The sequence below is a fragment of the Streptomyces sp. NPDC026515 genome (genome assembly GCF_055567595.1).
In genome coordinates, this window is record NZ_JBVHQD010000027.1 from 92,060 (window position 1) to 115,755 (window position 23,696).

The window sequence follows — 23,696 nt, forward strand, 5'->3', positions numbered from 1 at the left end:
CGCCACCGAGGGGACGTGGCGGTTCCGGCCTGGACGAGTGAATCCCGGCGGGAAGCCGGGACCAGGGAGGGACAAACCGCCTAAGAAGGTCACATGCGTACTCGTTCGCTCCGTAACCGCTCGGCCCTCGCCCTGGCCGGAGTGCTGCTCGCCGGCGCCCCGGCCGCGTACACCGCCCTGGCCGACGGCCGGCCCGCCGCCGTGCCGGCGCGCGGCAAGGCCTACGTCGAGACCCGGCTCTTCTTCGGTACCGCACGGCCGGACGGCGGCCCAGCCGTCACCGACCGGCAGTTCACGGCCTTCGTCGACAAGGAGGTCACCCCGGACTTCCCCGACGGGCTGACCGTGCAGAGCGGGCGCGGGCAGTGGCGGGACGCGCACGGCACGATCGAGAAGGAGCGGTCGTACGAACTGATCCTGCTGTATCCGGAGCCGGCGGTGAAGAGCGGCGACCGGAAGATCGAGGAGATCCGGCGGGCCTACGAGAAGGCCTTCGCGCAGGAGAGCGTGGGGCGGGTGGACGAACAGGCCCGGGTCGACTTCTGACGATCCCGCCGTCCGTCCGTCTCTGGCGCCGAAAAACTATCGCCGCTAGTTTGTGAGGCCTGAGACCCTGCCCGCCGGGAGGAAGCAGCATGAAGGCACACGACGGCCTGTACATCGACGGCGCCTGGCGCGCCGCCGAGAGCCAGGACGTGATCGAGGTCGTGAACCCGGTCGACGAGCAGGTCATCGGCCGGGTCCCGGCGGGCGGCGCGCTGGACGTCGACACCGCCGTGCGCGCCGCACGTGCCGCCCTCCCGGTCTGGGCCGCCACCCCGCCCGCCGGGCGGGCCGCCCGGCTCGGCGCGCTCCGCGACGCGCTGGCGGCACGCAAGGACGAGATCGCCGAGACGGTCACCGCGGAGCTGGGCGCCCCGCCGCAGTTCTCGCAGGCCGTGCACGCGGGGCTGCCGATCGCGGTCGCCGGCTCGTACGCCGAACTGGCCGCGGTCCATCCGTTCGAGGAGAAGGTCGGCAACTCGACCGTCCACCAGGAGCCGGTCGGCGTGGTCGGCGCGATCACGCCCTGGAACTACCCGCTGCACCAGATCGTCGCCAAGGTCGCCCCGGCGCTCGCGGCCGGCTGCACGGTCGTCCTCAAACCCGCCGAGGACACCCCGCTCACCGCCCAGCTGTTCGCGGAGGCGGTGGCCGACGCGGGCTTCCCGGCCGGTGTGTTCAACCTGGTCACCGGCCTCGGTCCGGTGGCCGGGCAGGCCCTCGCCGAGCATCCGGGGGTGGATCTGGTCTCCTTCACCGGTTCGACGGCCGTCGGCAAGCGGATCGGCGCGGCGGCCGGGGCGGCCGTGAAGAAGGTGGCCCTGGAGCTGGGCGGCAAGTCCGCCAACGTCATCCTGCCGAGCGCCGACCTCGCCAGGGCCGTCAACGTCGGCGTGGCCAACGTGATGTCCAACTCCGGGCAGACGTGCAGCGCCTGGACGCGGATGCTGGTACACACCGACCAGTACGCGCAGGCGGTGGAGCTGGCCGCGGCAGCCGCCGCCAAGTACGCGGAGCGGATCGGACCGGTCGTCAGCGCCAAGCAGCGTACCCGGGTGCGGGGTTACATCGAGCAGGGTGTCGCGGAGGGCGCCCGGCTGGTCGCCGGGGGCCCCGAAGCCCCGCGCGAGCAAGGCTATTTCGTCAGCCCGACCGTGTTCGCCGATGTCACCCCGGAGATGACGATCGCGCAGGAGGAGATCTTCGGCCCGGTGCTGTCGATCCTGCGTTACGTGGACGAGGAGGACGCGCTCCGGATCGCCAACGGCACGGTCTACGGCCTCGCGGGCGCCGTCTGGGCGGGGGACGAGGCGGAGGCGGTGGCCTTCGCCCGGCGCATGGAGACCGGGCAGGTCGACATCAACGGCGGACGCTTCAACCCGCTGGCGCCGTTCGGCGGTTACAAGCAGTCGGGCGTCGGCCGGGAACTCGGCGCGCACGGCCTCGCCGAGTACCTCCAGACCAAGTCCCTTCAGTTCTGAGGAGGCCGCTCTGATGGCTGCCACAGTCCGAGCCGCCGTACTGCCCGCCGTGGGCGCTCCCCTCGCGGTCACCGAGATAGTCCTCCCGGACCCCGGACCGGGCCAGGTCCGGATCCGCCTCGCCGCCGCCGGCGTCTGTCACTCCGACCTCTCCCTGTCCGACGGCACCATGCGGGTGCCGGTCCCCGCCGTCCTCGGACACGAGGGCGCGGGCACGGTGGCCGCCGTGGGGGAGGGCGTCACCCGGCTGGCGCCCGGTGACCCGGTCGTCCTCAACTGGGCGCCCTCCTGCGGAAGGTGCCACGCCTGCGCGCTCGGCGAGGTCTGGCTGTGCGCCGACGCGCTGGCCGGCGCCGCCGGCGTCCACGCCCGCACGGCGGACGGCACCGACCTGCACCCCGGCCTGAACGTCGCCGCGTTCGCGGAGGAGACGGTGGTCGCCGAGTCCTGCGTCCTGCCGCTGCCGGGCGGCATCCCGCTCACCGACGCGGCCCTGCTGGGCTGCGCGGTGCTCACGGGCTACGGCGCCGTCCACAACTCGGCGCGGGTCCGGGAGGGCGAGACCGTCGCGGTGTTCGGCGTCGGCGGGGTGGGCCTGGCCGCGGTGCAGGCCGCCCGGATCGCGGGCGCGTCCCGGATCGTCGCGGTGGACGTCTCCGCGGCCAAGGAGGAACTGGCCCGGGCCGCCGGGGCCACCGACTACGTGGTGGCCTCCGACGCCACACCCCGGGCGGTCCGGGGGCTCACCGGGAAACAGGGAGTCGACGTCTCGGTGGAGTGCGCCGGCCGCGCGGTCAGCATCCGCGCGGCCTGGGAGTCCACCCGCCGGGGCGGCCGTACGACGGTGGTCGGCATCGGTGGCAGGGGCGAGCAGGTCACCTTCAACGCCCTGGAGCTCTTCCACTGGGGCCGCACCCTCTCCGGCTGCGTCTACGGCAACTCCGACCCGGCCCGCGACCTGCCGGTGCTCGCCGAGCACGTCCGGGCCGGCCGCCTGGACCTGGGCGCGCTGGTGACGGAACGGATCGCCCTGGAGGGCATCCCCTCGGCGTTCGAGAACATGCTGGTGGGCAAGGGCGGCCGGGCCCTGGTCGTCTTCTGACCCCGAGGAGGGTCACGGCACCCGTTCGGGGTGCGGCTCCCCGGCCGTCGGCACGGTACGGGGGGCCCGCGTCCGGGCCCGGGACCGGGACACCGCCACACCGGCCAGGCACAGCACCCCGCCCGCCAGGGTGACCGGCCCCGGCACCTCGCCCAGGGCCAGCCAGGACATCAGCACGACCAGCGCCGGCACGGCGTACGTCGTCGCGCCCATCCGGCTCGCCGTGGTCCGGGCGAGGGCGTATGCCCAGGTCGTGAAGGCGAGGGCGGTCGGGAAGATCCCGAGATACACCATGTCGAGGGTCGCGGACAGTGGTGCGCCCGCGACCTGGTGCACCAGCTGCCCGGCGAACGGCAGGGTGGCCACGGTGCCCACGAGACACCCGTACGTCGTCACCTGGAGCGCGCTCGCCCGGGCCAGGGCGGGTTTCTGGGAGACCACACCGGCCGCGTAGGCGACCGCCGCGAGCAGGCACAGCACCACGCCCAGGACCGAGGAACCTCCCCCGCCGGCCATCGAAAGACCCACGGTCACGGCACCCGCGAACGACACCGCCATCCCGGCGAGCAGCCGGGGCGGCATGGGGTCGCCGAGCAGCCGGGCCCCGAGCAGGGCGATCAGCAGGGGGCCGACGTTCACCACGAGGGCGGCCGTCCCCGCGTCGACCTGCTGCTCGCCCCAGTTCAGGGCGACCATGTAGAAGCCGAACCAGAGCACGCCTGATATCCCGACACCCCGCCACGCGGACCGGTGCGGCAGCCCTTCGCGCCGCACCAGGCAGAGCAGCCCGAGCGCGACCGACCCGGAGAACAGCCGGCCGAGGGCGAGGGCACCGGGGGAGTAGGAGTCCCCCGCACTCCGGATGGCCACGAAGGCGGAGGCCCACAGCACGACGGTGACGACGGCGGCTACGGCGGGGAGGGCGGAGACGGCGGGGGCACGGGGGAGGGACCGGGGCGCGGGATTCGTCATGACACCGAGGTTAGAGAAGGCGGCGGGGGCGGGGCTTGCGGATTTCGGACGGCTGGCCGGGACCGGGGCGCGGCCTACCCCGCCGTCTCCTTCACCTGGGTGAACTGCTGGGCCAGCCCGTCCAGCAGCGCCCGCACCCCCGTCTCGAAGGCCCGTTCGTCGATCTTCTCCTGCTGGTCCGCCAGCAGGTGCGCCTGGCCCAGATGCGGGTAGTCGGCCGGATCGTAGGCGCTCGCGTCGTCCACGAAGCCCCCGGCGAACGATCCCAGCGCCGATCCCATGACGAAGTAGCGCATCAGCGCCCCGATCGACGTCGCCTGCGCCGGCGGCCACCCCGCGTCCACCATCGCGCCGTAGACCGCGTCGGCGAGCCGCAGCCCGGCGGGGCGGCGGCCGGGACCGCGGGCCAGGACCGGGACGATGTTCGGGTGGTCGCGCAGCGCGGCCCGGTACGACACCGCCCAGTCGTGCAGCGCGGTCCGCCAGTCCCGCCCGTCGCCGCGCCCGAACATCGACAGGTCGACCTGCGCGCTCACCGAGTCCGCGACGGCCTCCAGGATCTCGTCCTTGGTGCGGAAGTGGTTGTAGAGCGAGGGCCCGCTCACCCCCAGCTCGGCCGCGAGCCGGCGGGTGGAGACGGCCGCCAGGCCCTCCGCGTCCACGAGTTCCCGTGCCACCCGGACGATCCGGTCGGTGCTGAGGAGGGGCTTGCGCGGTCGGGCCATGGCGCACATAGTAGGGCTGCACCAGTAAACTAGCACTGCTAATTTAAATGTGGGGTGATCGCATGGTGGACCTGGGACTCAGCGAGGAGCAGACCGCCGTACGGCAGCTCGCGCGGGACTTCGTCGAGCGCGAGATCGCCCCGCACGTGATCGCCTGGGATCGCGCCGAGGAGGTGGACCGGGGGATCGTGAAGAAGCTCGGCGAGGTCGGTTTCCTCGGCCTGACCGTCGACGAGGAGTACGGCGGCTCGGGCGGCGATCACCTGTCGTACTGCCTGGTCACCGAGGAACTCGGCCGCGGTGACTCCTCGGTGCGCGGAATCGTCTCGGTCTCCCTGGGCCTGGTCGCCAAGACCGTCGCCGCCTGGGGCAGCGAGGAGCAGAAACGGCGGTGGCTGCCGGGGCTGACCTCCGGCGGGTACGTCGGCTGCTTCGGTCTCACCGAACCCGGCACCGGCTCCGACGCGGGCAGCCTCACCACCCGCGCCGTTCGCGACGGCGACGACTACGTCGTCAACGGCGCCAAGATGTTCATCACCAACGGCACCTGGGCCGACGTGGTCCTGCTCTTCGCCCGCTCCACCGACGCGCCCGGCCACAAGGGCGTCTCCGCCTTCCTGGTGCCCGCCGACACCCCCGGCCTGACCCGCCGGGCCGTGCACGGCAAGCTCGGCCTGCGCGGCCAGGCCACCGCGGAACTCGTCCTGGAGGACGTCCGGGTGCCCGCCGCCGCGATGCTCGGTCCCGAGGGCAAGGGCTTCTCGGTGGCCATGTCGGCGCTGGCCAAGGGGCGGATGTCGGTCGCCGCCGGCTGCGTCGGGATCGCCCAGGCCGCGCTGGAGGCGGCCGTGGGGTACGCGGGGGAGCGCGAGCAGTTCGGCACCCCGATCGCCGGCCACCAGCTGGTCCAGGAGCTCATCAGCGACATCGCCGTCGACGTGGACGCGGCCCGGCTGCTGACCTGGCGGGTCGCCGACCTGGTCGACCGCGGCCTGCCGTTCGCCACCGAGTCCTCCAAGGCCAAGCTCTTCGCCTCCGAGGCCGCCGTGCGCGCCGCCAACAACGCCCTCCAGGTCTTCGGCGGCTACGGCTACATCGACGAGTACCCGGTCGGCAAACTCCTGCGCGACGCGCGGGTGATGACCCTTTACGAGGGCACCAGCCAGATCCAGAAACTGCTCATCGGGCGGGCACTGACAGGTGTTTCGGCGTTCTGAGTAGGTCTCTGAGTATCCCGACGGATGTGGCGCGGGCCACGTCCGCCGATCATCGGACCATGAATGACACACCGGTCAGACAGCAGAACACGGCCGCCTACTACGGCCAGGCCGTCGCCTCCTTCGCCATCGCCATCACGGCCACCGCCATCGGCATCTTCCGGCTGCACGCCGACGCCTGGGTGCGCGCCTTCCTCGGCATCGCCGTCCTCTACCTGGTCACCTCCGCCTTCACCCTCGCGAAGGTCGTCCGCGACCGTCAGGAGGCCGGGCAGATCGTCAGCCGCGTCGACCAGGCCAGGCTGGAGAAGCTGCTCGCCGAACACGACCCCTTCGAGAAGCTCTGAGTCGCGGGACAAGCTCTGAGCGGGCATGCTAAGCGCTCGCTCAGCTTCGGCGGTATGGTGGTGCTCCGGTACCGAGAGGGGCGAGCGAGCGATGAGTACGGCGGAGGAGACGACCGGCGGCGAGGTCGAGCCGTGGGACGAGGTCACCCCTGACGCGGCCCGGCGGCTGCTGGTCGCCGCCGTGGAGGCCTTCGCCGAGCGCGGCTACCACGCCACCACCACCCGCGACATCGCGGGCCGCGCCGGCATGAGCCCGGCCGCGCTCTACATCCACTACAAGACCAAGGAAGAGCTGCTCCACCGGATCAGCCGCATCGGTCACGACAAGGCCCTGGAGATCCTCCAGACGGCGGCCAGGCGCGAGGGCACCGCCGCCGAGCGGCTCGCAGACGGCGTCAGCTCCTTCGTCCGCTGGCACGCCGGACGGCGCACCACCGCCCGGGTCGTGCAGTACGAACTGGACGCTCTCGGCCCCGACGCGCGCGCCGAGATCCTCGCGCTGCGCCGCCAGGTCGACGCCGAGGTGCGCGGGATCATCGAGGACGGCGTCGCGTCGGGGGAGTTCGACGTCATCGACATCCACGGCACCACCCTCGCGGTGCTCTCCCTCTGCATCGACGTCGCCCGCTGGTTCAACGTGGACGGCCCCCGCACACCCGAGCAGGTCGGCGCGCTCTACGCCGACCTCGTGCTCCGGATGGTCGGGGCCAGGTAGCCCTGCGGACCGGACGGCCTCGCGGGTGGCCGCTCCTACAGGTAGTACCGGGACACCGACTCCGCCACGCAGACCGGCTTGTCGCCGCCCTCGCGCTCCACGGTGAAGGCGACACTCACCTGGACGCCGCCCGTGACGTCCGTCACGTCGGTGATCGTGGCGGTGGCGCGCAGCCGGGAACCGACGGGGACAGGGGCAGGGAAACGGACCTTGTTGGTGCCGTAGTTCACGCCCATCCTGACGCCCTCGACCGAGATCAGCTGGGGGCCGAAGAGCGGGAGCAGCGACAGCGTCAGGTAGCCGTGCGCGATGGTCGTCCCGAACGGCCCCGCGGAGGCCTTCTCCGGGTCGACGTGAATCCACTGGTGGTCGCCCGTCGCCTCCGCGAACAGATCGATCCGCTTCTGGTCGACCTCCAGCCAGTCGGTGTGGCCCAGTTGCTCGCCCACGGCCGCCTTCAGCTCGTCGGGGGAGGTGAAGATCCTCGGTTCTGCCATGTTCCCGGCCCTCTCGCGGTCGCACGTCCATACCTAAGCGACTGCTTAGCATGGTCGGGAGCGGGCTCCCTGTCAACGGAGCGCGGCCCGCGCGGGTCGGTAGGCTCTGCGGGGTGCCGCAGATTCCCGACAAGATCCAAGAGCTGAGCGTGGGCCAGTTGTCCGCGCGCAGCGGCGCAGCCGTCTCCGCACTCCACTTCTACGAGGCCAAGGGGCTCATCAGCAGTCGGCGCACCACCGGCAACCAGCGCCGCTACACCCGCGACACGCTGCGCCGGGTGGCCTTCGTCCGGGCGGCACAACGCGTCGGCATCCCCCTCGCCACCATCCGCGAGGCCCTGAGTGAACTTCCCGAGGAACGCACCCCGACCCGGGAGGACTGGGCCCGTCTCTCGCGCGCCTGGCGCGCCGAACTGGACGAACGCATCAGGCAGCTCAACCGGCTGCGCGATCACCTCACCGACTGCATCGGCTGCGGCTGTCTCTCGCTGGACACCTGCGTGCTGTCCAACCCGGACGACGCCTTCGGTCAACGCCGGGCGGGCTCGAGCCTGTTGCCGGAGCGCCCCTGAACCCGGCCGGCGGCGAGCACGCGCGGGAGCGGCGGCCGGCGTCGACGCGGCCGGTCCCGACGCCAGTTGGGGGGTGCGCCCCCGACGCACCCCCAGGGGTCAGGCCGACATGAGCAGCCGTCCGCGCCTGGCGTAGGCCAGGGCCTCGGAGGTGAGCACCGGACGCGGCACCAGGATCCCGCAGTCCGTGCAGACCGGACCGGCGGAGGGCTCGTGGTCCAGGTCGTACTTCCAGATGAGGCGCTCCCCGGCGCACACCGGGCAGACCGCGCCCGGTTCGCGCTCCAGGGCGGCGATCAGCCGTCGCAGCACCTCGGCCAGTGGTTCGTCGGGATGGACCCGCGGGTCGTCGCACCAGGCCACTCCGAATCCGCCCCAGGTCAGCCGGTGCCAGTCGTCCACGCTGCCCGGGCGGCGCAGCCCGTCGTGCTTCTCCTTCTTGCGGCGCTCCGCGAACTCGACCTCGTAGGCCAGCCAGACCGCCCGTGCCTCTTCCAGCTCCTCCAGTGCGCCCACGAGACGCGCTGGATCGGGGGACCGGTCCTCAGGACCGAACCCGGCCCGCGAGCAGAGATGGTCCCAGGTCGCACGGTGCCCGTAGGGAGCGAACCGCTCCAGGCACTTGCGCAGCGAGTAGCGCCGCAGCGCCAGATCACACCGTGGGTCTCGCACCTGTCTCGCCAGACTCCGGAAACCGGCCATCGCCCTGCACCTCCGTCACACCTGCACCTGTACTCCGGTCACTTCGGCGGCGTCGCACGGACGTCGCGCGGCGTTGCCGTATAGACGTATCGACACTCGAATCGGCTCCATCCGATTTCCGATGCCGTCCATAAGGCCGCCCGCCTTGACCGACGGCCGGTGACGCCGCCGACTCGGGCCACGACTCCAAAACTTGACGCATGTTCATCTTCAATCTCGGGGATACCGGCGGTAACGTCCGGCACCACCCCCGTCGTGAGGAGTCGCCATGCCCCGGCGCACCAGACATCACGCGTTGTTCGACAGACTGAGAACTCCCCGCAAGCTCCCCGGGTTCCTGAAAGCGGCATCTGTATGCGTCCTCGTCGCCGGTCTGCTCTCCCCGCTGGCCCAGGCCACTCCGGCCGCGGCGGCCACGGCCTCCAACGACTACTGCGGCGGCCGGTGTTCGGACATCCTTCCGCCCGGTGAGAACGGCAACGCCACTCTCGCCCAGGTCCTGCTCAACCAGGTCTTCGGCACCCAGCCCGCGCACGCCGAGGACCAGTTGGGCCCCTACAACAACCTGGCCACGGGTTACTCCACCCTCACCGACGCGAAGATCAACACGTTCTTCAACGACTCCTCGTTCGGGGTCGCCTCCGATCAGGTCGCCTCCACGGAGAGCCCGGCGGGGCGCAGCGACGTGACGATCGTCCGCGACAAGAAGACGGGCGTCCCGCACATCACCGGTACCACCAGATACGGCACGGAGTTCGGCGCCGGCTATGCCGCGGCTGAGGACCGGCTGTGGCTGATGGACGTGTTCCGGCACGTCGGCCGCGGCCAGCTCACCACCTTCGCCGGCGGCGCCGCCTCCAACCAGGGCCTTGAGCAGGAGTTCTACCGCAACGCTCCCTACACCGAGGCCGACCTCCAGGCGCAGATCGACAACGCCGTCGCCAACAACGGCACCCGCGGCCAGCAGGCCCTCGCCGACGCCAACGCCTACCTCGCCGGCGTCAACTCCTACATAGACGCCTCCGACAGCGGCCGTTACTTCCCCGGCGAGTACGTCCTGACCGGTCACAAGGACTCGATCACCAACGCCGGCACCATCGACCACTTCAAGATCACCGACCTGGTGGCCCTGGCCTCCGTGGTCGGCTCGCTGTTCGGTTCCGGCGGCGGAGGCGAGGTCAACAACGCCCTCTCACTGCTCGCCGCCCAGCAGAAGTACGGCGTGGAGCAGGGCACCAAGGTCTGGGAGTCGTTCCGCGAACGCAACGACCCCGAGGCCGCGCTCACCGTCCACAACGGCGAGAGCTTCCCCTACGGCACCAAGCCGTCCAGCCCGCAGGGCGAGGCACTGCCGGACTCCGGTTCGGTGGCGACCGAGCCACTGGTCTACGACGCCACCGGCACCGGCGCCGACCAGAGCGCCTCCGCCGCCTCCGCCGCGGCGACCGCGACCGCCCTCAGCTCGGCCAGGCGCGGGATGTCCAACGCGCTCGTGGTCAGCGGCAGGCACACCGCGAGCGGACACCCGGTCGCCGTCTTCGGACCGCAGACCGGCTACTTCGCCCCGCAGCTGCTCATGCTCCAGGAGATCCAGGGCCCGGGCATCAGCGCCCGCGGCGCCTCCTTCGCGGGTCTGAGCATGTACGTCGAACTCGGCCGCGGCCAGGACTACGCCTGGTCCGCCACCACCTCCGGCCAGGACATCATCGACAGCTACGCCGTCGAGCTCTGCCAGGACGACTACCACTACCTGTACCACGGCACCTGTACGGCCATGGACGAGGTCGAGCAGAAGAACTCCTGGAAGCCGACGACCGCCGACGGCACGGCCGCCGGCTCGTACACCATGCGCGTGTGGAAGACGAAGTACGGACCCGTCGAATACCGCGCGACCGTCGGCGGGAAGAAGGTGGCCTACACCACCCTGCGCTCCTCCTACATGCACGAGGCCGACTCGATCATCGGCTTCCAGATGCTCAACGACCCCGACTACGTGAAGAGCCCGGAGACCTTCCAGAGCGCGGCGCAGCACATCAACTTCACCTTCAACTGGTTCTACGCCGACTCCTCGCACACCGCGTACTACAACAGCGGCGACAACCCGGTACGGGCGACCGCCGTCGACCCCGAGTTCCCGGTCTGGGCGCAGGCGGCCTACGAGTGGCAGAACTGGAACCCGGCCACCAACACGTCCGACTACACCCCGGCCTCGCAGCACCCCAACTCCATCGACCAGGACTACTACATCTCCTGGAACAACAAACAGGCACTGAACTACACGACGGCGAGCTGGGGCGACGGATCCGTCCATCGCGGCAACCTCCTCGACGACCGGGTGAAGAAACTCGTCGCCGCCGGGGGAGTCACCCGCTCCTCGCTCGTGAAGGCCATGTCGGACGCGTCGCTCACCGACCTGCGGGCCGAGGACGTGCTGCCGGACCTGCTGAAGGTCGTCAACAGCAGTACGGTGACCGACTCCACGGCCGCCGCGGCCGTCACCAAGCTCCAGACCTGGCTGACCGCGGGCGGCAAACGCACCGAGACCTCGGCCGGTTCGAAGACCTACGCCAACGCCGACGCCGTCCGGATCCTGGACGCATGGTGGCCGCTGCTGGTGAAGGCCGAGTTCCAGCCCGGCCTCGGTGACAGCCTGTACACCGCGTTCACCAACAACCTGTACATCGACGAGACCCCGTCGGCCGCGCACGGTCCGACCGGGGCCCACGCCGGAAGCTCCTTCCAGTACGGCTGGTGGAGCTATGTCGACAAGGACATCCGGTCGGTGCTCGGGCAGAGCGTGTCGGGTCCGCTGGCCGCGCAGTACTGCGGCGGCGGCAGCCTCAGCGCCTGCCGGGACGTCCTGATCAGCACGCTGAAGACGGCGGCCGGCACGAGCGCGTCCACGGTCTACCCCGGCGACTCCCTCTGCTCGGCCGGCGACCAGTGGTGTGCCGACTCGATCGTCCAGCGCACCCTGGGCGGCATCAAGCACTACAACATCAGCTGGCAGAACCGCCCGACCTTCCAGCAGGTCGTGGAGTTCACCTCGCACCGCTGAGCAGGCAGTTCCACGGCGGCGGGGTCAGCCGATCCGCCCCGCCGCCAGCACCACCCTCGCCAGTTCGGGGTGCACGATGTCACTGTGCGCCCCGCACGGCGGGCCGCCCCTGCTGACGACCGCCGCCGCGTCCACGTTCACGCAACCGGGCGCGGCGAGCGGGCCGCGCAGGGCCGCCGCCAGGTCCAGTGACCGGGTGCCCGGTACCGCCTGCACACCGTCGTGACCCATCGCGCCCCACCGGGCGCCCAGCGCCCCGCCCACGTTCAGGCCCAGTACCGACTCGCCGTCGTCCGCCATCCGCGAGGCCAGCGGATACATCGTGCCGAGCGCCCCGTCGAAGTGGGAGTAGCAGCACACCAGGGGACCGTCGATCCGGTTCTCCTGGCCCTGCAGCACCCCGCCCGCACGCGCGTCGTGGGGCAGCCGGGGGGCGAACGCGTAGTGCGAGAAGGCCCCTTGCAGCAACGTCACGGACTTCACCGTGTGCACCCCGTCCGGCAGCCCGCGCAGCGCGAACGACACCAGCCGGCCGCCGAAACTGTGCCCCACCAGATGCACCCGCAGCCCTGGCGCGACACCGGCCAACTGCCCCACGACCCGGCCCAGCCCGCGCTCCCCGACGGTCCCGGCGCGGCGCTTCATCGCGTAGTACGTCGCCTGCCGCAGCAACTCCTTCGCGCCGTCCCAGGGATTCGGCAGCGCGAACTCCGCCGTGCCGGTCCCCGGCCGGACGGAAGCCAGCGTCTGCGCGAACTCCTCGCACAGAGCCGTCGTGTCCCCGGTGAACAGCACCGGGTCGTTCTGCGGGACGCCCTCCGCGACGGTGTCCGCCGCGAACAGCGGCTGGGGGCCGCCGGGCAGGACCTCGACGAGGAGCCGTACCAGCCGCCCGAACTCCTCCAGCTCGGCCGCGGGGCGCTGCTCCAGCATCCGGGCGATCTGGTCGACCACGGTGGCCCGGCCCGGGAACGTGTCGAGGAGCGCGTGCCGGGTGTCCTTGTCGAGGACGGGGGCCGGTCTCTCCTCCGCCTCCGTGGCCACCACCGACTTCGGGAAGTCCGGGATCGGCTCGTCGCAGAACCGCATCGACGGCCACACCACCCCGACGTACCCGATCCGCGCCTTCGGCGCCAGTTTCGGGATCGGTGCGAAGAACCGCCGGTACAGGGCGGTCGCGCCCGAACGGTCGTTGTTCCAGCCGTGCGCGAAGACGATCAGGTCGCGGACGCCGTGCGCCGTCACCTCGCCCAGCAGCCGGTCGCGTTCGGCGCCGTCCGGGTCGCCGTCGGCGTCGAAGGTCAGCTCCCAGTAGGGAGCCACGCTCATCCCAGAATCCGCCATGCCAGGCTCCTCGTGCCCCGAACCGGTGCGATGTGCGCGCATCGTCCCGCTGCCGGGCAAGGTTGGCCATACAGCGCGCCTCACCCGTAGAGCAGAAATTCCTTTCGGATCCGGCGGAACGCGGCGAGTTCGTCCCGCCAGGCGCCGACGACCTCGTCCGTTCCGGCGCCCGCGTCGGTCATCGTGCGCACGGTCGTGGATCCGGTGAGCCTGTCGATCCAGTCGTCGGACCGCCAGGCGAAGTCGCTCCACACCTTCTTGGCGGTCACCAGGAGCGCGATCCCGGTGCGTACCGGGTCGTAGGCGGCCCGGTCGTGCACGTGGATCTGCACCCCGCCCACCGTCTTGCCCTGGAACTTGGAGAACGTCGGCGTGAAGTACGCCTCCCTGAACCGCACGCCCGGCAGACCCAGCTGGTTGGCGGCGGACGCCCACCGTGCGTCGACGCCCTCCGCGCCCAGCAGTTCGAAGGGGCGGGTCGTGCCGCGCCCCTCGGAGAGGTTCGTGCCCTCGAACAGACAGGTTCCCGAGTACACGAGGGCGGTGTCGGGGGTGGGCATGTTGGGGCTCGGCGGCACCCAGGGCAGTCCGTAGGCGTCGTAGAAGCGGTCCCGCCGCCAGCCCGTCATCCGCACGACGTCCAGCTCGACCGGGGAGGTCAGGAACTGTGCGTTGAACAGTTTCGCGAGCTCGGCGACCGTCATCCCGTGCGCCTGCGCGATCGGCTGCCGGCCGACGAAACTGGCGAACTCCCGGTGCAGGACCGGGCCCTGGGCCGTGCGTCCGGTCACCGGGTTGGGGCGGTCGAGCACGACGAAGCGCCTGCCCGCCAGCTGGGCGGCCTCCATGCAGTCGTACAGCGTCCAGATGTACGTGTAGAAGCGGGCGCCGACGTCCTGGATGTCGAAGACGACCGTGTCCACGCCGGAGGCGGTGAAGACGTCGGCGAGGGGCCGGCCGCTCTTGAGATAGGTGTCGTAGACGGGCAGGCCGGTCGCCGGGTCGTCGTAGCGGCCCTCGGAGCCGCCCGCCTGGGCGGTGCCGCGGAAGCCGTGCTCGGGGCCGAAGACCGCCGTCAGCTCGACCCGCGGGTCGGCGTGCATGACGTCGACGATGTGGCGGACGTCGCCGGTCACGCCGGTGGGGTTGGTGACGATGCCGACCTTCTGGCGGGCCAGGAGGGCGTAGCCGTCGGCGGAGAGGCGGTCGAAGCCGGTCTCGAAGTGCGCCCCGACGCGGCCGGGGGCGTCGGCCAAAGACGCCGCGGGTACGGGTGTCACGGCTGCCGCCGTGGCCGCGGCGAGCACACTGCGTCGGGAAGGGCGCCGCATGAGAGGCCTCCGTCGTCGTCCGGGTGCGGATCGTGCGTGGCTGGTCGCGCAGTTCCTCCCCAGCCGGCGGCCGGGGGTGCCCCCAGTGCCCCTGGGGACGGCGGTCCTGGTGTGTCGGGCCGTGGCCCTGCGCCCTTAAAGGGGGTGTGACCGTCGCCCTTTTCTCAAACATACCGACCGGTTAGTGTGTCGTGACTGGGCCGTGTTGTTTCGCGCCGTGTCGAAGGAGACCGATGGTGGGAGCCGTGCAGGATGCGGGAGTCGTCGTCACCGGGGCGGGAGGCGGCATCGGTGCCGCCCTTGCCCGGAAATTCGCCGCCGAGGGTGCCCGCGTCGTCGTGAACGACCTGGACGCCGGGAAGGCGGGCGCCGTCGCCGAGGAGATCGGCGGGATCGCCGTGCCGGGGGACGCGTCCGGCGTCGTCGCCGCCGCCCGGGACGCGCTCGGCGGGCGCGTGGACGTCTTCTGCGCCAACGCCGGGCTCGGCTCCGGCGGGTCCGAGGCGGCCGACGCGGCCGTGTGGGCCTCGGCCTGGGACGTCAACGTCATGGCCCATGTGCGGGCCGCCCAGGAACTGCTGCCCGCATGGCTGGAGCGGGGCAGCGGCCGGTTCGTGTCCACCGTGTCCGCCGCCGGGCTGCTCACCATGATCGGGGCCGCGCCGTACAGCGTGACCAAGCACGCCGCCTACGCCTTCGCCGAGTGGCTGTCGCTGACCTACCGGCACCGCGGACTCAAGGTGCACGCGATCTGCCCGCAGGGCGTCCGCACCGACATGCTCGCCGCCACCGGCAGCGCGGGCGACCTGGTGCTCCAGCCGACCGCGATCGAACCGGACGCCGTCGCCGACGCGCTGTTCGAGGGCATGGCCGAGGACCGGTTCCTGATCCTGCCGCATCCGGAGGCCGCCGGGTACTACCGGGCGCGGGCCGCGGACCCGGACAACTGGCTGACGAGCATGAACCACATCCAGCAGAAGTGGGAGGCCACCCGGTGACCCAGTCGCGGACCGAGTCCCTCTACGCCACCCGGCCCTGGGTGGCGCTCCTCGACGAGGCCCAGCGCGGCCCGGTCGATCCTCCCGCCTCGATGGTGCACGCCCTGCGCACCGCCGCCGCCGAGGCGCCCGACCGCACCTTCCTCGCCTACTTCGACGCCCGGCTCGGCTTCCGCGAGGTCGACGAGCTGACCGACTCCGTCGCCGCGCACCTCGCCGAGAGCGGCCTGGAGCGCGGGGACCGGGTCGCCGTGATCCTGCAGAACTCCCCGCACTTCGTGATCGCGCTGCTCGGCGCCTGGAAGGCGGGCGCGACCGTCGTACCCGTCAACCCCATGTACAAGTCGGGGGAGGTCTCCCACGTCCTGCGGGACGGCGAGGTGGCCGCGCTGGTCTGCTCGCAGCGGGCCTGGGAGTCGTACCTGCGCGACACGGCCGCCGACTCGCCGGTGCGGATCGTGCTGACGGCCAGCGAGCTGGACTTCCAGACGCGCGACGACGCGCGCGTGCTGGCCTTCGAGCGGCTGCCGCAGGCCGCCGACGCCGAGGACCTGGTGGCGGTCGCGCGCCGGGGTGGCAAGGCCCCCCAGGGGCGCGACCCGGTACCGTCCGACATCGCCCTGATCAGCTACACCTCGGGGACGAGCGGTACCCCCAAGGGTGCCACCAACCTGCACGGCAACATCACGTACAACGCCGAGCGGCAGAAGACCGGGCTCGGGCTGCCCGACGCGCCGGTCTACTACGCCCTCGCGCCGCTCTTCCACATCACCGGCATGGTCTGCCAGCTCGGCGCCTGTCTGAACAGCGCGGGCACGCTGGTGCTGACGTACCGCTTCGAACCGGGCCTGGTCCTCGAGGCGTTCACCGAGCACCGGCCGCACTACACGGTCGGCCCCTCCACCGCCTTCATGGCCCTGGCCGCCCACCCGGACGTCACCCCGGAGCACTTCGCCTCCTTCGTGAACATCTCCTCCGGCGGCGCGCCCCTGCCGCCGGCCCTGGTCGAGAAGTTCCGTGCCGGGTACGGGCCGTACATCAGGAACGGCTACGGGCTCACCGAGTGCACCGCGCCCTGCGCGTCCGTGCCGCCGGTCCTGGAGGCGCCCGTGGACCCGGTCTCCGGGACCCTGGCGGTCGGGGTGCCCGGTCCAGACACCGTCGTCCGCATCGTCGACGAGGCGGGCGAGGAGGTGCCCTTCGGCGAGCAGGGCGAGATCCTCGTGCGCGGGCCGCAGGTCGTGCCCGGGTACTGGCGGCGGCCCGAGGCCACCGCCGAGACCTTCCCGGACGGCGAGCTGCGCACCGGCGACATCGGCTTCATGGACCCGCAGGGCTGGCTGTACGTCGTCGACCGCAAGAAGGACATGATCAACGCGTCCGGCTTCAAGGTCTGGCCGCGCGAGGTCGAGGACGTGCTGTACACCCATCCGGCGGTGCGCGAGGCGGCCGTGGTCGGGGTGCCCGACGGCTACCGCGGGGAGACCGTCAAGGCCTACATCAGTCTTCGCCCCGGCGCTGCAACCGATCCGGACGATCTGGCCCTCTATTGCAAGGAAAGACTGGCCGCCTACAAATATCCGCGGCTGGTGGAGATCCTGCCCGATCTGCCGAAGACGGCAAGTGGGAAGATCCTCCGACGGGAACTTCGTTCCCGGCCGCAACAGGGTTAGCAGACATACCAGAGAGGCAGGTGGCGGCAGTGGCCAGGACGACGGACGGCGACGGAGCTCCTGTTCCGCAGCGGCTCCTGGCCGCCGCCACCCGGCTCTTCGCGGAGCAGGGTTACGATCGCACCTCCGTGCAGGAGATCGTGGAGGCGGCCGGCGTCACCAAGGGAGCGCTGTACCACTACTTCGGCTCCAAGGACGACCTGCTGCACGAGGTGTACGCGCGCGTGCTGCGGGTGCAGCAGGAGCGCCTGGACGCCTTCGCGAACGCGGACGAGCCGATCGAGAAGCGGTTGCGGGGGGCCGCCGCCGACGTCGTCGTGACGACGATCGAGAACCTCGACGACGCGTCGATCTTCTTCCGGTCCATGCACCATCTGAGCCCGGAGAAGAACAAGCAGGTGCGCGCCGAGCGCCGGCGCTACCACGAACGCTTCCGTGCGCTGATCGAGGAGGGCCAGCGGGAGGGCGTCTTCTCCGCCGCGACCCCGGCCGACCTGGTCGTGGACTACCACTTCGGCTCCATCCACCACCTGTCGACCTGGTACCGGCCGGACGGCCCCATGACCCCGCAGGAGGTCGCCGACCAGCTGGCCGACCTGCTGCTGCGAGCCCTGCGCCCCTGACCGGCAGGGTCCGACGGACCTGGGGCACATGCATCCGGCCATGTGTGTGTCTAGGCTGAAACGGCTGAATTCCTCCACGAGTCGACTCGGGGGGAAGGAGACCGAGCGCGATGGCGAAAGTACTTTTCATCGTCAGCGGAGCGACCTACTGGGTGCTCAAGGACGGCACCAGGTACGCGACCGGTTACTGGGCCGAAGAGTTCGCGATGCCCTACAAGAAGCTCACGGAATCCGGCCACGGGGTCGTGGTCGGCACCCCCGGCGGCGTGGTCCCGAACGTCGACATGATGAGCCTGCGTCCGTCGATGGCCGGAGGTGAGGAGATGGCCCTCGAACTGGAGGCGATCATCCGCTCCGCCGAGGTGATGCGGCGGCCCCTCCAGCTCTCGGACGTCCGCCTGGAGGATTACGACGCGGTGTACCTGCCCGGCGGCCACGGCCCCATGGCGGACCTGGCGTTCGACGCCGACGTGGGCCGCCTGCTCACCGCGCAGCTCGCCTCCGGCAGGCCGCTCGCGATCGTCTGCCACGCCCCCGCCTCCATCCTCGCCACCAGGATCCACGGCAGGTCGCCCTTCGAGGGATACCGCATCACCTGCTTCACCGACGAGGAGGAGGAAGCCGTCGGCCTGGCCTCCCGGGCACCGTGGCTGCTGGAGACGGAACTGAAGGAGAAGGTCGGCATCGACTTCAGCCGCGGCCCGATGTGGGAGCCCTACATGGTCGAGGACCGCAACCTCGTCACCGGTCAGAACCCCCATTCGGCGGCGATCCTGGCCGATCACCTCCTCCAGATCCTCAAGTAGGCGATGTGGCCGGCCGGCCGGACGGGCCGAGGAGGACGGCGGGAGGCCGGTGCGGGCGTCCCTGACGCCCGCACCGGCCCGGGCCGCGCGTCGTCTACATGTACTTCATCAGCTCCCGGCGGGCCAGCGAGCGCTGGTGCACCTCGTCCGGGCCGTCGGCGATCATCAGCGTGCGGGCCCCGGCGTACAGGTCGGCCAGCGGGAAGTCCTGGCTGACGCCGCCCGCGCCGTGCAGCTGGATCGCGCGGTCGATGATGCCGACGACCGCCCGCGGAGTGGCGATCTTGATGGACTGGATCTCGGTGTGGGCGCCCCGGTTGCCGACGGTGTCCATCAGCCAGGCGGTCTTCAGGACCAGCAGCCGCAGCTGTTCGACGGTCACCCGGGCGTCCGCGATCCAGTTGTGGACCACGCCCTGCCGCGCCAGCTCCTTGCCGAAGGCGGTACGGGACACGGCCCGCCGGCACATCAGCTCGATCGCCCGCTCGGCCATGCCGATCAGCCGCATGCAGTGGTGGATCCGGCCGGGGCCGAGCCGGGCCTGGGCGATGGCGAAGCCGCCGCCCTCCTCGCCGACCAGGTTCGACACCGGCACGCGCGCGTGGTCGAAGACCACCTCGGCGTGGCCGCCGTGCGCGTGGTCCTCGTAACCGAAGACCTGCATCGCCCGCTTCACGGTGACACCCGGGGTGTCGCGCGGGACCAGGACCATGGACTGCTGGCGCCGGATGTCGGCGCCGTCCGGGTCGGTCTTGCCCATCACGATGAAGATCTTGCAGTCCGGGTTCATCGCCCCCGAGATGTACCACTTGCGGCCGGTGATGACGTAGTCGTCGCCGTCCCGCTCGATGTGCGTGGTGATGTTGGTGGCGTCGGAGGAGGCCACCTCCGGCTCGGTCATGGCGAACGCGGAGCGGATCTCACCGGCTAGGAGCGGCTCCAGCCACTGCTTCTTCTGCGCGTCGTCGGCGAACTGGGCCAGCACCTCCATGTTGCCGGTGTCCGGGGCCGCGCAGTTCAGCGCGGTGGGCGCCAGGTGCGGGGAGCGGCCGGTGATCTCGGCGAGGGGTGCGTACTGGAGGTTGGTGAGGCCGGCGCCGTGTTCGGCGTCGGGGAGGAAGAGGTTCCACAGGCCCTGCCTGCGCGCCTCCGCCTTCAGCTCCCCGACCACGGCCGGGGTGTCCCACGGTGAGGCGAGCGCCGCCCGCTGCTCCTCGGCGACCGCCTCGGCCGGGTAGACGTACTCGTCCATGAAGGCGAGCAGCTTGGCGCGCAGCTCCTCGGTGCGCGCGTCGAACGCGAAGTCCATGGCCGGTCAGCCTTCCTGGAGTGTGGTCAGTCCGTGGTCGATGAAGACGGGGACGAGTTCGCCGATGCGGTCGAAGCCCTGTCCCAGCGTCTGGCCCTGTGTGTACCGGTAGTGGATGCCCTCCAGGATCACGGCGAGCTTGAACCAGGCGAACGCCGTGTACCAGGAGATGTGCGAGACGTCCCGCCCCGAGCGGGCCGCGTAGCGCTCGACCAGCTCTCGCGGGTCCGGGTGGCCGGGCGCCTCGGCGGTCGTCGACACCGGGGAGTCGGGCGTACCCAGTGGCAGGCTGTACATGACCAGCAGGCCCAGGTCGGTCAGCGGGTCGCCGAGCGTGGACATCTCCCAGTCGAGGATCGCCCTGATCTGGTCGTCGTCGCCGATCAGGACGTTGTCGAGCCGGTAGTCGCCGTGGACCACGGTGGGCGCGGCGGAGCCGGGCAGCCGGCGGCCCAGGGTGGCGTGCAGCTCGTCGATGCCGGCCAGCTCACGGTTGCGGGAGGCGTCCAGCTGCTTGCCCCAGCGGCGCAGTTGCCGGTCCAGGAAGCCCTCCGGCCGCCCGAAGTCGGCGAGGCCGACCTCCTCGGGGTCCACCGCGTGCAGCTCGACGAGGGTGTCGACGAGGGACAGCACGGCGTTGCGGGTGCGTTCGGGGCCGAGCGGGACCAGTTGCTCGGCTGTGCGGTACGGGGTGCCCGCCACGAACTCCATCACGTAGAACGGCGCGCCCAGGACCTCCGTGTCCTCGCACAGCAGCACCGGCCGCGGCACTGGCACCTCGGTCGGGTACAGCGCGCTGATCACCCGGTGCTCGCGCTTCATGTCGTGCGCGGTGGCCAGGACATGGCCCAGCGGCGGCCGCCGTACGACCCACTTCGAGGTGGGGTCGGAGACCGCGTAGGTGAGGTTCGACCGCCCGCCCTCGATCAGCCTTCCGGTCAGCGGACCTGTCACCAGGCCGGGGCGCTCGCGGTCGAGCAGTCCGCGCAGCTGGTCGAGATCCAGTCCGGGCGGGTGATCGGGGCTCATGCATCGCTCCTACGAACGAGTGAACAGGACCCCACTCATGATGCCGACCAGTCGGTATGTCGTCCAGCGGCTGAGCCAAACGTGACCGGGACCACCTTACGGTCCGGCCGTGACGTGACGGCTCCCCGCGCACGCGGAGCGGGGAGCCGCCGTCAGGACCGGGTCCGACTCAGTGGTCGTCCCAGTGGCCGTTGTGCTCGGCGTGCCGGTGGCCGTCGTGCAGGTAGTCGATGTGGTCGCCGTGCAGGACGCCGGTGTGGCCGCAGCCGTTGCCGTGCCGGTGGTCGTGGGCGTCGTGGGTGATGTGGCCGTCGGGCTCGCACTCGTCCCAGTGGCCGCCGTGCTCGCGGTGCAGATGCCCGTTGTGCGCGTAGTCGACGTGGTCGCCGTGCGGTACCTGGTCGTGTCCGCAGTCCGGTCCGTGGCTGTGGCCGTGTGCGGTGTGTTCCTGGTGAAGGGTGGTGGTCATGGTGTTCGCCTTCAGCGGTACGGGTTCGGGAGGGTGGCGTGCTGCCGACGGACAGGCTGCCACGCGAAACGCACATATGCGGGCATCCCGGTTGCGTGGCGTCCGAGTACCCCGGAGGGTCGGTTGCATGAAGGGCATCAGTTACAGCCGGTACGGCGGACCCGATGTGCTGGAGTACGGCGAGGTCAAGGACCCGAAGGTCGGCCCCGACTCGGTCCTGGTGAAGGTCCGGGCGGTGTCCGTCAACCCGGTCGACTGGAAATGCCGTGAGGGCGATCTGCACGGCGTCATGGACACCGTCTTCCCGGTGATCCCCGGGTGGGACGTCTGCGGCGTGGTCGTCCAGCCGGGCCCGGCCGTCCCCGAGTTCGCGGTCGGCGACGAGGTGATCGGCTACGTCCGCGAGGACTTCCTCTCCCGGGGCACCTTCGCCGAGTACGTCGCTGCCCCGGTGCGCACCCTGGCCCGCAAGCCGCGCAACCTCTCCTTCGAGGAGGCCGCGGGGCTGCCGCTGGCCGGGCTCACCGCCTACCAGGTGCTGGTCCACGCCCTGGAGGTCAAACGCGGCGAGACGGTCCTGGTGCACGCCGCGGCCGGCGGGGTCGGTTCCCTCGCCGTCCAGATCGCGGCCCATCTCGGCGCCCGGGTCATCGGCACGGCGAGTGAGCGCAACCACGACTTCGTACGGGGTATCGGCGGCGAGCCGGTGACCTACGGCCCCGGCCTGGCCGAACGTGTCCGGGGGCTGGCACCGGAGGGGGTGGCCGCCGTCTTCGACACCGTCGGCGGGGAGGCGCTGGTCGTCTCGGCGAACCTGCTCGCCCCCGAAGGCCGGATGGCCTCGATCGCCGACCCGGACGTCGTCGACTTCGGGGGCCGCTACTGCTGGGCGCGTCCCGACGCCGAGGACCTGACCCGGCTCGTCGCGCTCGCGGAACAGGGAGCGGTGAGCGTCCATGTCGCCGAGACGTTTCCGCTGAAGCGGACGGCCGACGCGCAGCGGCGCAGCCAGGAGGGACGGACCCGCGGCAAGCTGGTCGTCACGGTGGAGTGGCCGGAGGAGGAGGGCTAGGGCGGGGCTACGGCCTGACCGGCGAAGGAGGTCGCGGGAAGGCAGTGGCGCCTCGTCGGCGCCGGTGGGCGGGGTCCGGTGCGTCCGGCTGCCAGGGGAGGAGGGCTGCGACGCGGTGGGGCGCCTTCCGGCCCGAGGCCGGGGCGTCGACGAGAGACGACAGCGCCGCTGGGTTCCTCCCTCTGGCGGGCGCGGACAGGCTCCGGGGCTGGGCTCTAGACGACCAGCGCGGCTGCGCAGAGCGCTACGGCGACCGTGCACACGACCGCCGCGGTCGCCTGCCGCGGCGCCAGTGCCGAGGGGCGGCCGGTGGCCGCGAGGGCGCGGATCCGGCGGTTGGCGACCAGGAGGAAACCCAGCCACAGGACGCAGCAGGCCGCGCAGGCGAGCACCCCGCCGGCCGAGGTGCTGCCGTGCAGGGCGGTCCTGGCGGCGAGGACCGCGGCGACGGTCGCCGACAGCGTCGTACGGCGCCAGGCCAGCCGGGTCCGTTCCGGCTGGAGTCCCGGGTCGCGGGGCGGCGTCGTCATCCCTCCCACCCGACGAGCACCACGACGACCATGGCGACGGCGACCACCGCCACGACCACGCCGAGCATGGCCGGGAACCGGGAGACCGGCAGGTCCTCACCGCGCCGCATGGCCAGTTCGCAGCGCATCCAGTGGTTCACGGCCCGCAGCGAGCAGAGCACGCCGGCGGCGAGGAGCGCGAGCGCGAGACCGACCCGCCAGGCCCAGCGGAGGTCGGGCAGGAACTGGTCCACCGCGAAACCGCCGCCGATCAGGGCCAGGGCGGTACGCAGCCAGGCCAGGAAGGTCCGCTCGTTGGCGAGGGAGAAGCGGTAGTCGGGGGTCGTTCCCTCTTCGCGCACCACTTCGGGGGCGAACCACAAGCGGACGTTCCGCGCGAATTCGATCACGTGCATGGACCCTACCGGGGTGGGACGGGGTCGTTCGGGTGCGGGTGGGTGGGTGTGTGTGGGGTGAGGGCGCGCGTGGTTCCCCCAGTCCTCGGCCGGGGGGGTGCCTCTATGTCTTTCGTCAAGCGAGGCGTGGGGTTCGGGGTTCGTAGAAGGCGCCGTCGCGGAGCATCGCGAAGAGCACGCTGATGC

Annotated in this window: 24 protein-coding genes; 13 read left to right on the top strand and 11 right to left on the bottom strand. The window is 71.5% G+C overall.

Annotation, left to right across the window (positions count from 1 at the left end; genetic code table 11):
- Positions 1 to 93 precede the first annotated feature (93 nt).
- From ACZ4O3_RS38770 to ACZ4O3_RS38780, 3 genes are all read left to right on the top strand, one after another.
- Positions 94 to 546, top strand: coding sequence for a DUF3574 domain-containing protein (locus ACZ4O3_RS38770; RefSeq protein WP_467726909.1), 453 nt, complete (start codon positions 94 to 96; stop codon positions 544 to 546).
- An 89-nt stretch (positions 547 to 635) separates the two neighbouring features.
- On the top strand, positions 636 to 2,024 hold the full coding sequence (locus tag ACZ4O3_RS38775; RefSeq protein ID WP_467726910.1) for an aldehyde dehydrogenase family protein: 1,389 nt from the start codon (positions 636 to 638) through the stop codon (positions 2,022 to 2,024).
- 13 nt (positions 2,025 to 2,037) lie between these two features.
- Complete coding sequence (locus ACZ4O3_RS38780) at positions 2,038 to 3,126, top strand: Zn-dependent alcohol dehydrogenase (RefSeq protein ID WP_467726912.1); 1,089 nt, start codon at positions 2,038 to 2,040, stop codon at positions 3,124 to 3,126.
- A 12-nt stretch (positions 3,127 to 3,138) separates the two neighbouring features.
- On the opposite strand, the gene ACZ4O3_RS38785 is transcribed toward ACZ4O3_RS38780, so the two are convergent.
- Positions 3,139 to 4,098: a DMT family transporter gene (locus ACZ4O3_RS38785; RefSeq protein WP_467726914.1), complete on the bottom strand. Its 960-nt coding sequence runs from the start codon at positions 4,096 to 4,098 to the stop codon at positions 3,139 to 3,141.
- Positions 4,099 to 4,172: 74 nt separating this feature from the next.
- Positions 4,173 to 4,823: a TetR/AcrR family transcriptional regulator gene (locus ACZ4O3_RS38790; protein ID WP_362726378.1), complete on the bottom strand. Its 651-nt coding sequence runs from the start codon at positions 4,821 to 4,823 to the stop codon at positions 4,173 to 4,175.
- Positions 4,824 to 4,888: 65 nt separating this feature from the next.
- On the opposite strand from ACZ4O3_RS38790, the gene ACZ4O3_RS38795 reads away from it, so the two are divergent.
- The 3 genes from ACZ4O3_RS38795 to ACZ4O3_RS38805 all read left to right on the top strand — a co-directional run bounded on the left by ACZ4O3_RS38795 (position 4,889) and on the right by ACZ4O3_RS38805 (position 7,102).
- Complete coding sequence (locus ACZ4O3_RS38795) at positions 4,889 to 6,040, top strand: acyl-CoA dehydrogenase family protein (RefSeq protein WP_362726387.1); 1,152 nt, start codon at positions 4,889 to 4,891, stop codon at positions 6,038 to 6,040.
- Between the two features lie 59 nt (positions 6,041 to 6,099).
- Entirely contained in the window at positions 6,100 to 6,387 is a 288-nt protein-coding gene (locus tag ACZ4O3_RS38800) for a YiaA/YiaB family inner membrane protein (protein ID WP_362726374.1), read from the top strand.
- A gap of 91 nt (positions 6,388 to 6,478) precedes the next feature.
- On the top strand, positions 6,479 to 7,102 hold the full coding sequence (locus ACZ4O3_RS38805; RefSeq protein ID WP_362726371.1) for a TetR/AcrR family transcriptional regulator: 624 nt from the start codon (positions 6,479 to 6,481) through the stop codon (positions 7,100 to 7,102).
- Between the two features lie 35 nt (positions 7,103 to 7,137).
- Here ACZ4O3_RS38805 and ACZ4O3_RS38810 read toward each other — a convergent pair whose 3' ends face one another.
- The gene (locus tag ACZ4O3_RS38810; protein ID WP_362726369.1) at positions 7,138 to 7,599 is read right to left on the bottom strand and encodes a MaoC family dehydratase; all 462 of its coding nucleotides are present in this window, start codon (positions 7,597 to 7,599) and stop codon (positions 7,138 to 7,140) included.
- A gap of 113 nt (positions 7,600 to 7,712) precedes the next feature.
- On the opposite strand from ACZ4O3_RS38810, the gene soxR reads away from it, so the two are divergent.
- Positions 7,713 to 8,171 carry a redox-sensitive transcriptional activator SoxR gene (gene soxR / locus ACZ4O3_RS38815; RefSeq protein WP_362726367.1) on the top strand — a complete coding sequence of 153 codons (459 nt, stop codon included), beginning with the start codon at positions 7,713 to 7,715 and terminating at the stop codon, positions 8,169 to 8,171.
- 99 nt (positions 8,172 to 8,270) lie between these two features.
- Here soxR and ACZ4O3_RS38820 read toward each other — a convergent pair whose 3' ends face one another.
- Positions 8,271 to 8,873, bottom strand: coding sequence for a hypothetical protein (locus ACZ4O3_RS38820; RefSeq protein WP_384996709.1), 603 nt, complete (start codon positions 8,871 to 8,873; stop codon positions 8,271 to 8,273).
- A 268-nt stretch (positions 8,874 to 9,141) separates the two neighbouring features.
- On the opposite strand from ACZ4O3_RS38820, the gene ACZ4O3_RS38825 reads away from it, so the two are divergent.
- A complete protein-coding gene (locus tag ACZ4O3_RS38825) occupies positions 9,142 to 11,931 on the top strand; it encodes a penicillin acylase family protein (RefSeq protein ID WP_467726917.1) in 2,790 nt (929 codons plus the stop codon).
- 24 nt (positions 11,932 to 11,955) lie between these two features.
- Here the strand turns inward: ACZ4O3_RS38825 and ACZ4O3_RS38830 are convergent, their stop codons facing one another.
- Both ACZ4O3_RS38830 and ACZ4O3_RS38835 read right to left on the bottom strand, forming a co-directional pair.
- On the bottom strand, positions 11,956 to 13,275 hold the full coding sequence (locus ACZ4O3_RS38830) for a serine-threonine protein kinase (RefSeq protein WP_362728576.1): 1,320 nt from the start codon (positions 13,273 to 13,275) through the stop codon (positions 11,956 to 11,958).
- An 80-nt stretch (positions 13,276 to 13,355) separates the two neighbouring features.
- Complete coding sequence (locus ACZ4O3_RS38835; protein ID WP_467726918.1) at positions 13,356 to 14,606, bottom strand: exo-beta-N-acetylmuramidase NamZ family protein; 1,251 nt, start codon at positions 14,604 to 14,606, stop codon at positions 13,356 to 13,358.
- Between the two features lie 233 nt (positions 14,607 to 14,839).
- Here ACZ4O3_RS38835 and ACZ4O3_RS38840 point away from each other — a divergent pair, with 233 nt between their 5' ends.
- The 4 genes from ACZ4O3_RS38840 (at position 14,840) to ACZ4O3_RS38855 (ending at position 18,706) form a co-directional block, all read left to right on the top strand.
- Positions 14,840 to 15,604, top strand: a complete 765-nt coding sequence (locus ACZ4O3_RS38840) for an SDR family oxidoreductase (protein ID WP_467726920.1) — start codon at positions 14,840 to 14,842, stop codon at positions 15,602 to 15,604.
- On the top strand, positions 15,601 to 17,277 hold the full coding sequence (locus ACZ4O3_RS38845) for a class I adenylate-forming enzyme family protein (RefSeq protein WP_467726922.1): 1,677 nt from the start codon (positions 15,601 to 15,603) through the stop codon (positions 17,275 to 17,277). Before ACZ4O3_RS38840 ends, ACZ4O3_RS38845 begins: the two co-directional genes overlap by 4 nt.
- 29 nt (positions 17,278 to 17,306) lie before the next feature.
- Positions 17,307 to 17,900 carry a TetR/AcrR family transcriptional regulator gene (locus ACZ4O3_RS38850; protein ID WP_362729047.1) on the top strand — a complete coding sequence of 198 codons (594 nt, stop codon included), beginning with the start codon at positions 17,307 to 17,309 and terminating at the stop codon, positions 17,898 to 17,900.
- A gap of 110 nt (positions 17,901 to 18,010) precedes the next feature.
- Positions 18,011 to 18,706, top strand: coding sequence for a type 1 glutamine amidotransferase domain-containing protein (locus ACZ4O3_RS38855; protein WP_467726923.1), 696 nt, complete (start codon positions 18,011 to 18,013; stop codon positions 18,704 to 18,706).
- Positions 18,707 to 18,800: 94 nt separating this feature from the next.
- Here ACZ4O3_RS38855 and ACZ4O3_RS38860 read toward each other — a convergent pair whose 3' ends face one another.
- From ACZ4O3_RS38860 to ACZ4O3_RS38870, 3 genes are all read right to left on the bottom strand, one after another.
- Positions 18,801 to 20,015, bottom strand: coding sequence for an acyl-CoA dehydrogenase family protein (locus ACZ4O3_RS38860; protein WP_362726288.1), 1,215 nt, complete (start codon positions 20,013 to 20,015; stop codon positions 18,801 to 18,803).
- Between the two features lie 6 nt (positions 20,016 to 20,021).
- Positions 20,022 to 21,044, bottom strand: a complete 1,023-nt coding sequence (locus ACZ4O3_RS38865) for a phosphotransferase family protein (protein WP_467726925.1) — start codon at positions 21,042 to 21,044, stop codon at positions 20,022 to 20,024.
- 169 nt (positions 21,045 to 21,213) lie between these two features.
- The gene (locus ACZ4O3_RS38870; protein ID WP_362726282.1) at positions 21,214 to 21,513 is read right to left on the bottom strand and encodes a hypothetical protein; all 300 of its coding nucleotides are present in this window, start codon (positions 21,511 to 21,513) and stop codon (positions 21,214 to 21,216) included.
- A 127-nt stretch (positions 21,514 to 21,640) separates the two neighbouring features.
- Between ACZ4O3_RS38870 and ACZ4O3_RS38875 the strand changes: the two genes are divergently transcribed.
- Positions 21,641 to 22,585: an NADP-dependent oxidoreductase gene (locus tag ACZ4O3_RS38875; RefSeq protein ID WP_362726280.1), complete on the top strand. Its 945-nt coding sequence runs from the start codon at positions 21,641 to 21,643 to the stop codon at positions 22,583 to 22,585.
- A 215-nt stretch (positions 22,586 to 22,800) separates the two neighbouring features.
- On the opposite strand, the gene ACZ4O3_RS38880 is transcribed toward ACZ4O3_RS38875, so the two are convergent.
- Positions 22,801 to 23,115, bottom strand: a complete 315-nt coding sequence (locus ACZ4O3_RS38880; protein ID WP_362726277.1) for a DUF202 domain-containing protein — start codon at positions 23,113 to 23,115, stop codon at positions 22,801 to 22,803.
- Positions 23,112 to 23,504 (bottom strand): YidH family protein, encoded by a 393-nt coding sequence (locus tag ACZ4O3_RS38885; protein ID WP_362726291.1) that lies wholly within the window; start codon positions 23,502 to 23,504, stop codon positions 23,112 to 23,114. The genes ACZ4O3_RS38880 and ACZ4O3_RS38885 overlap by 4 nt, the downstream gene beginning before the upstream one ends.
- Positions 23,505 to 23,696 lie beyond the last annotated feature (192 nt).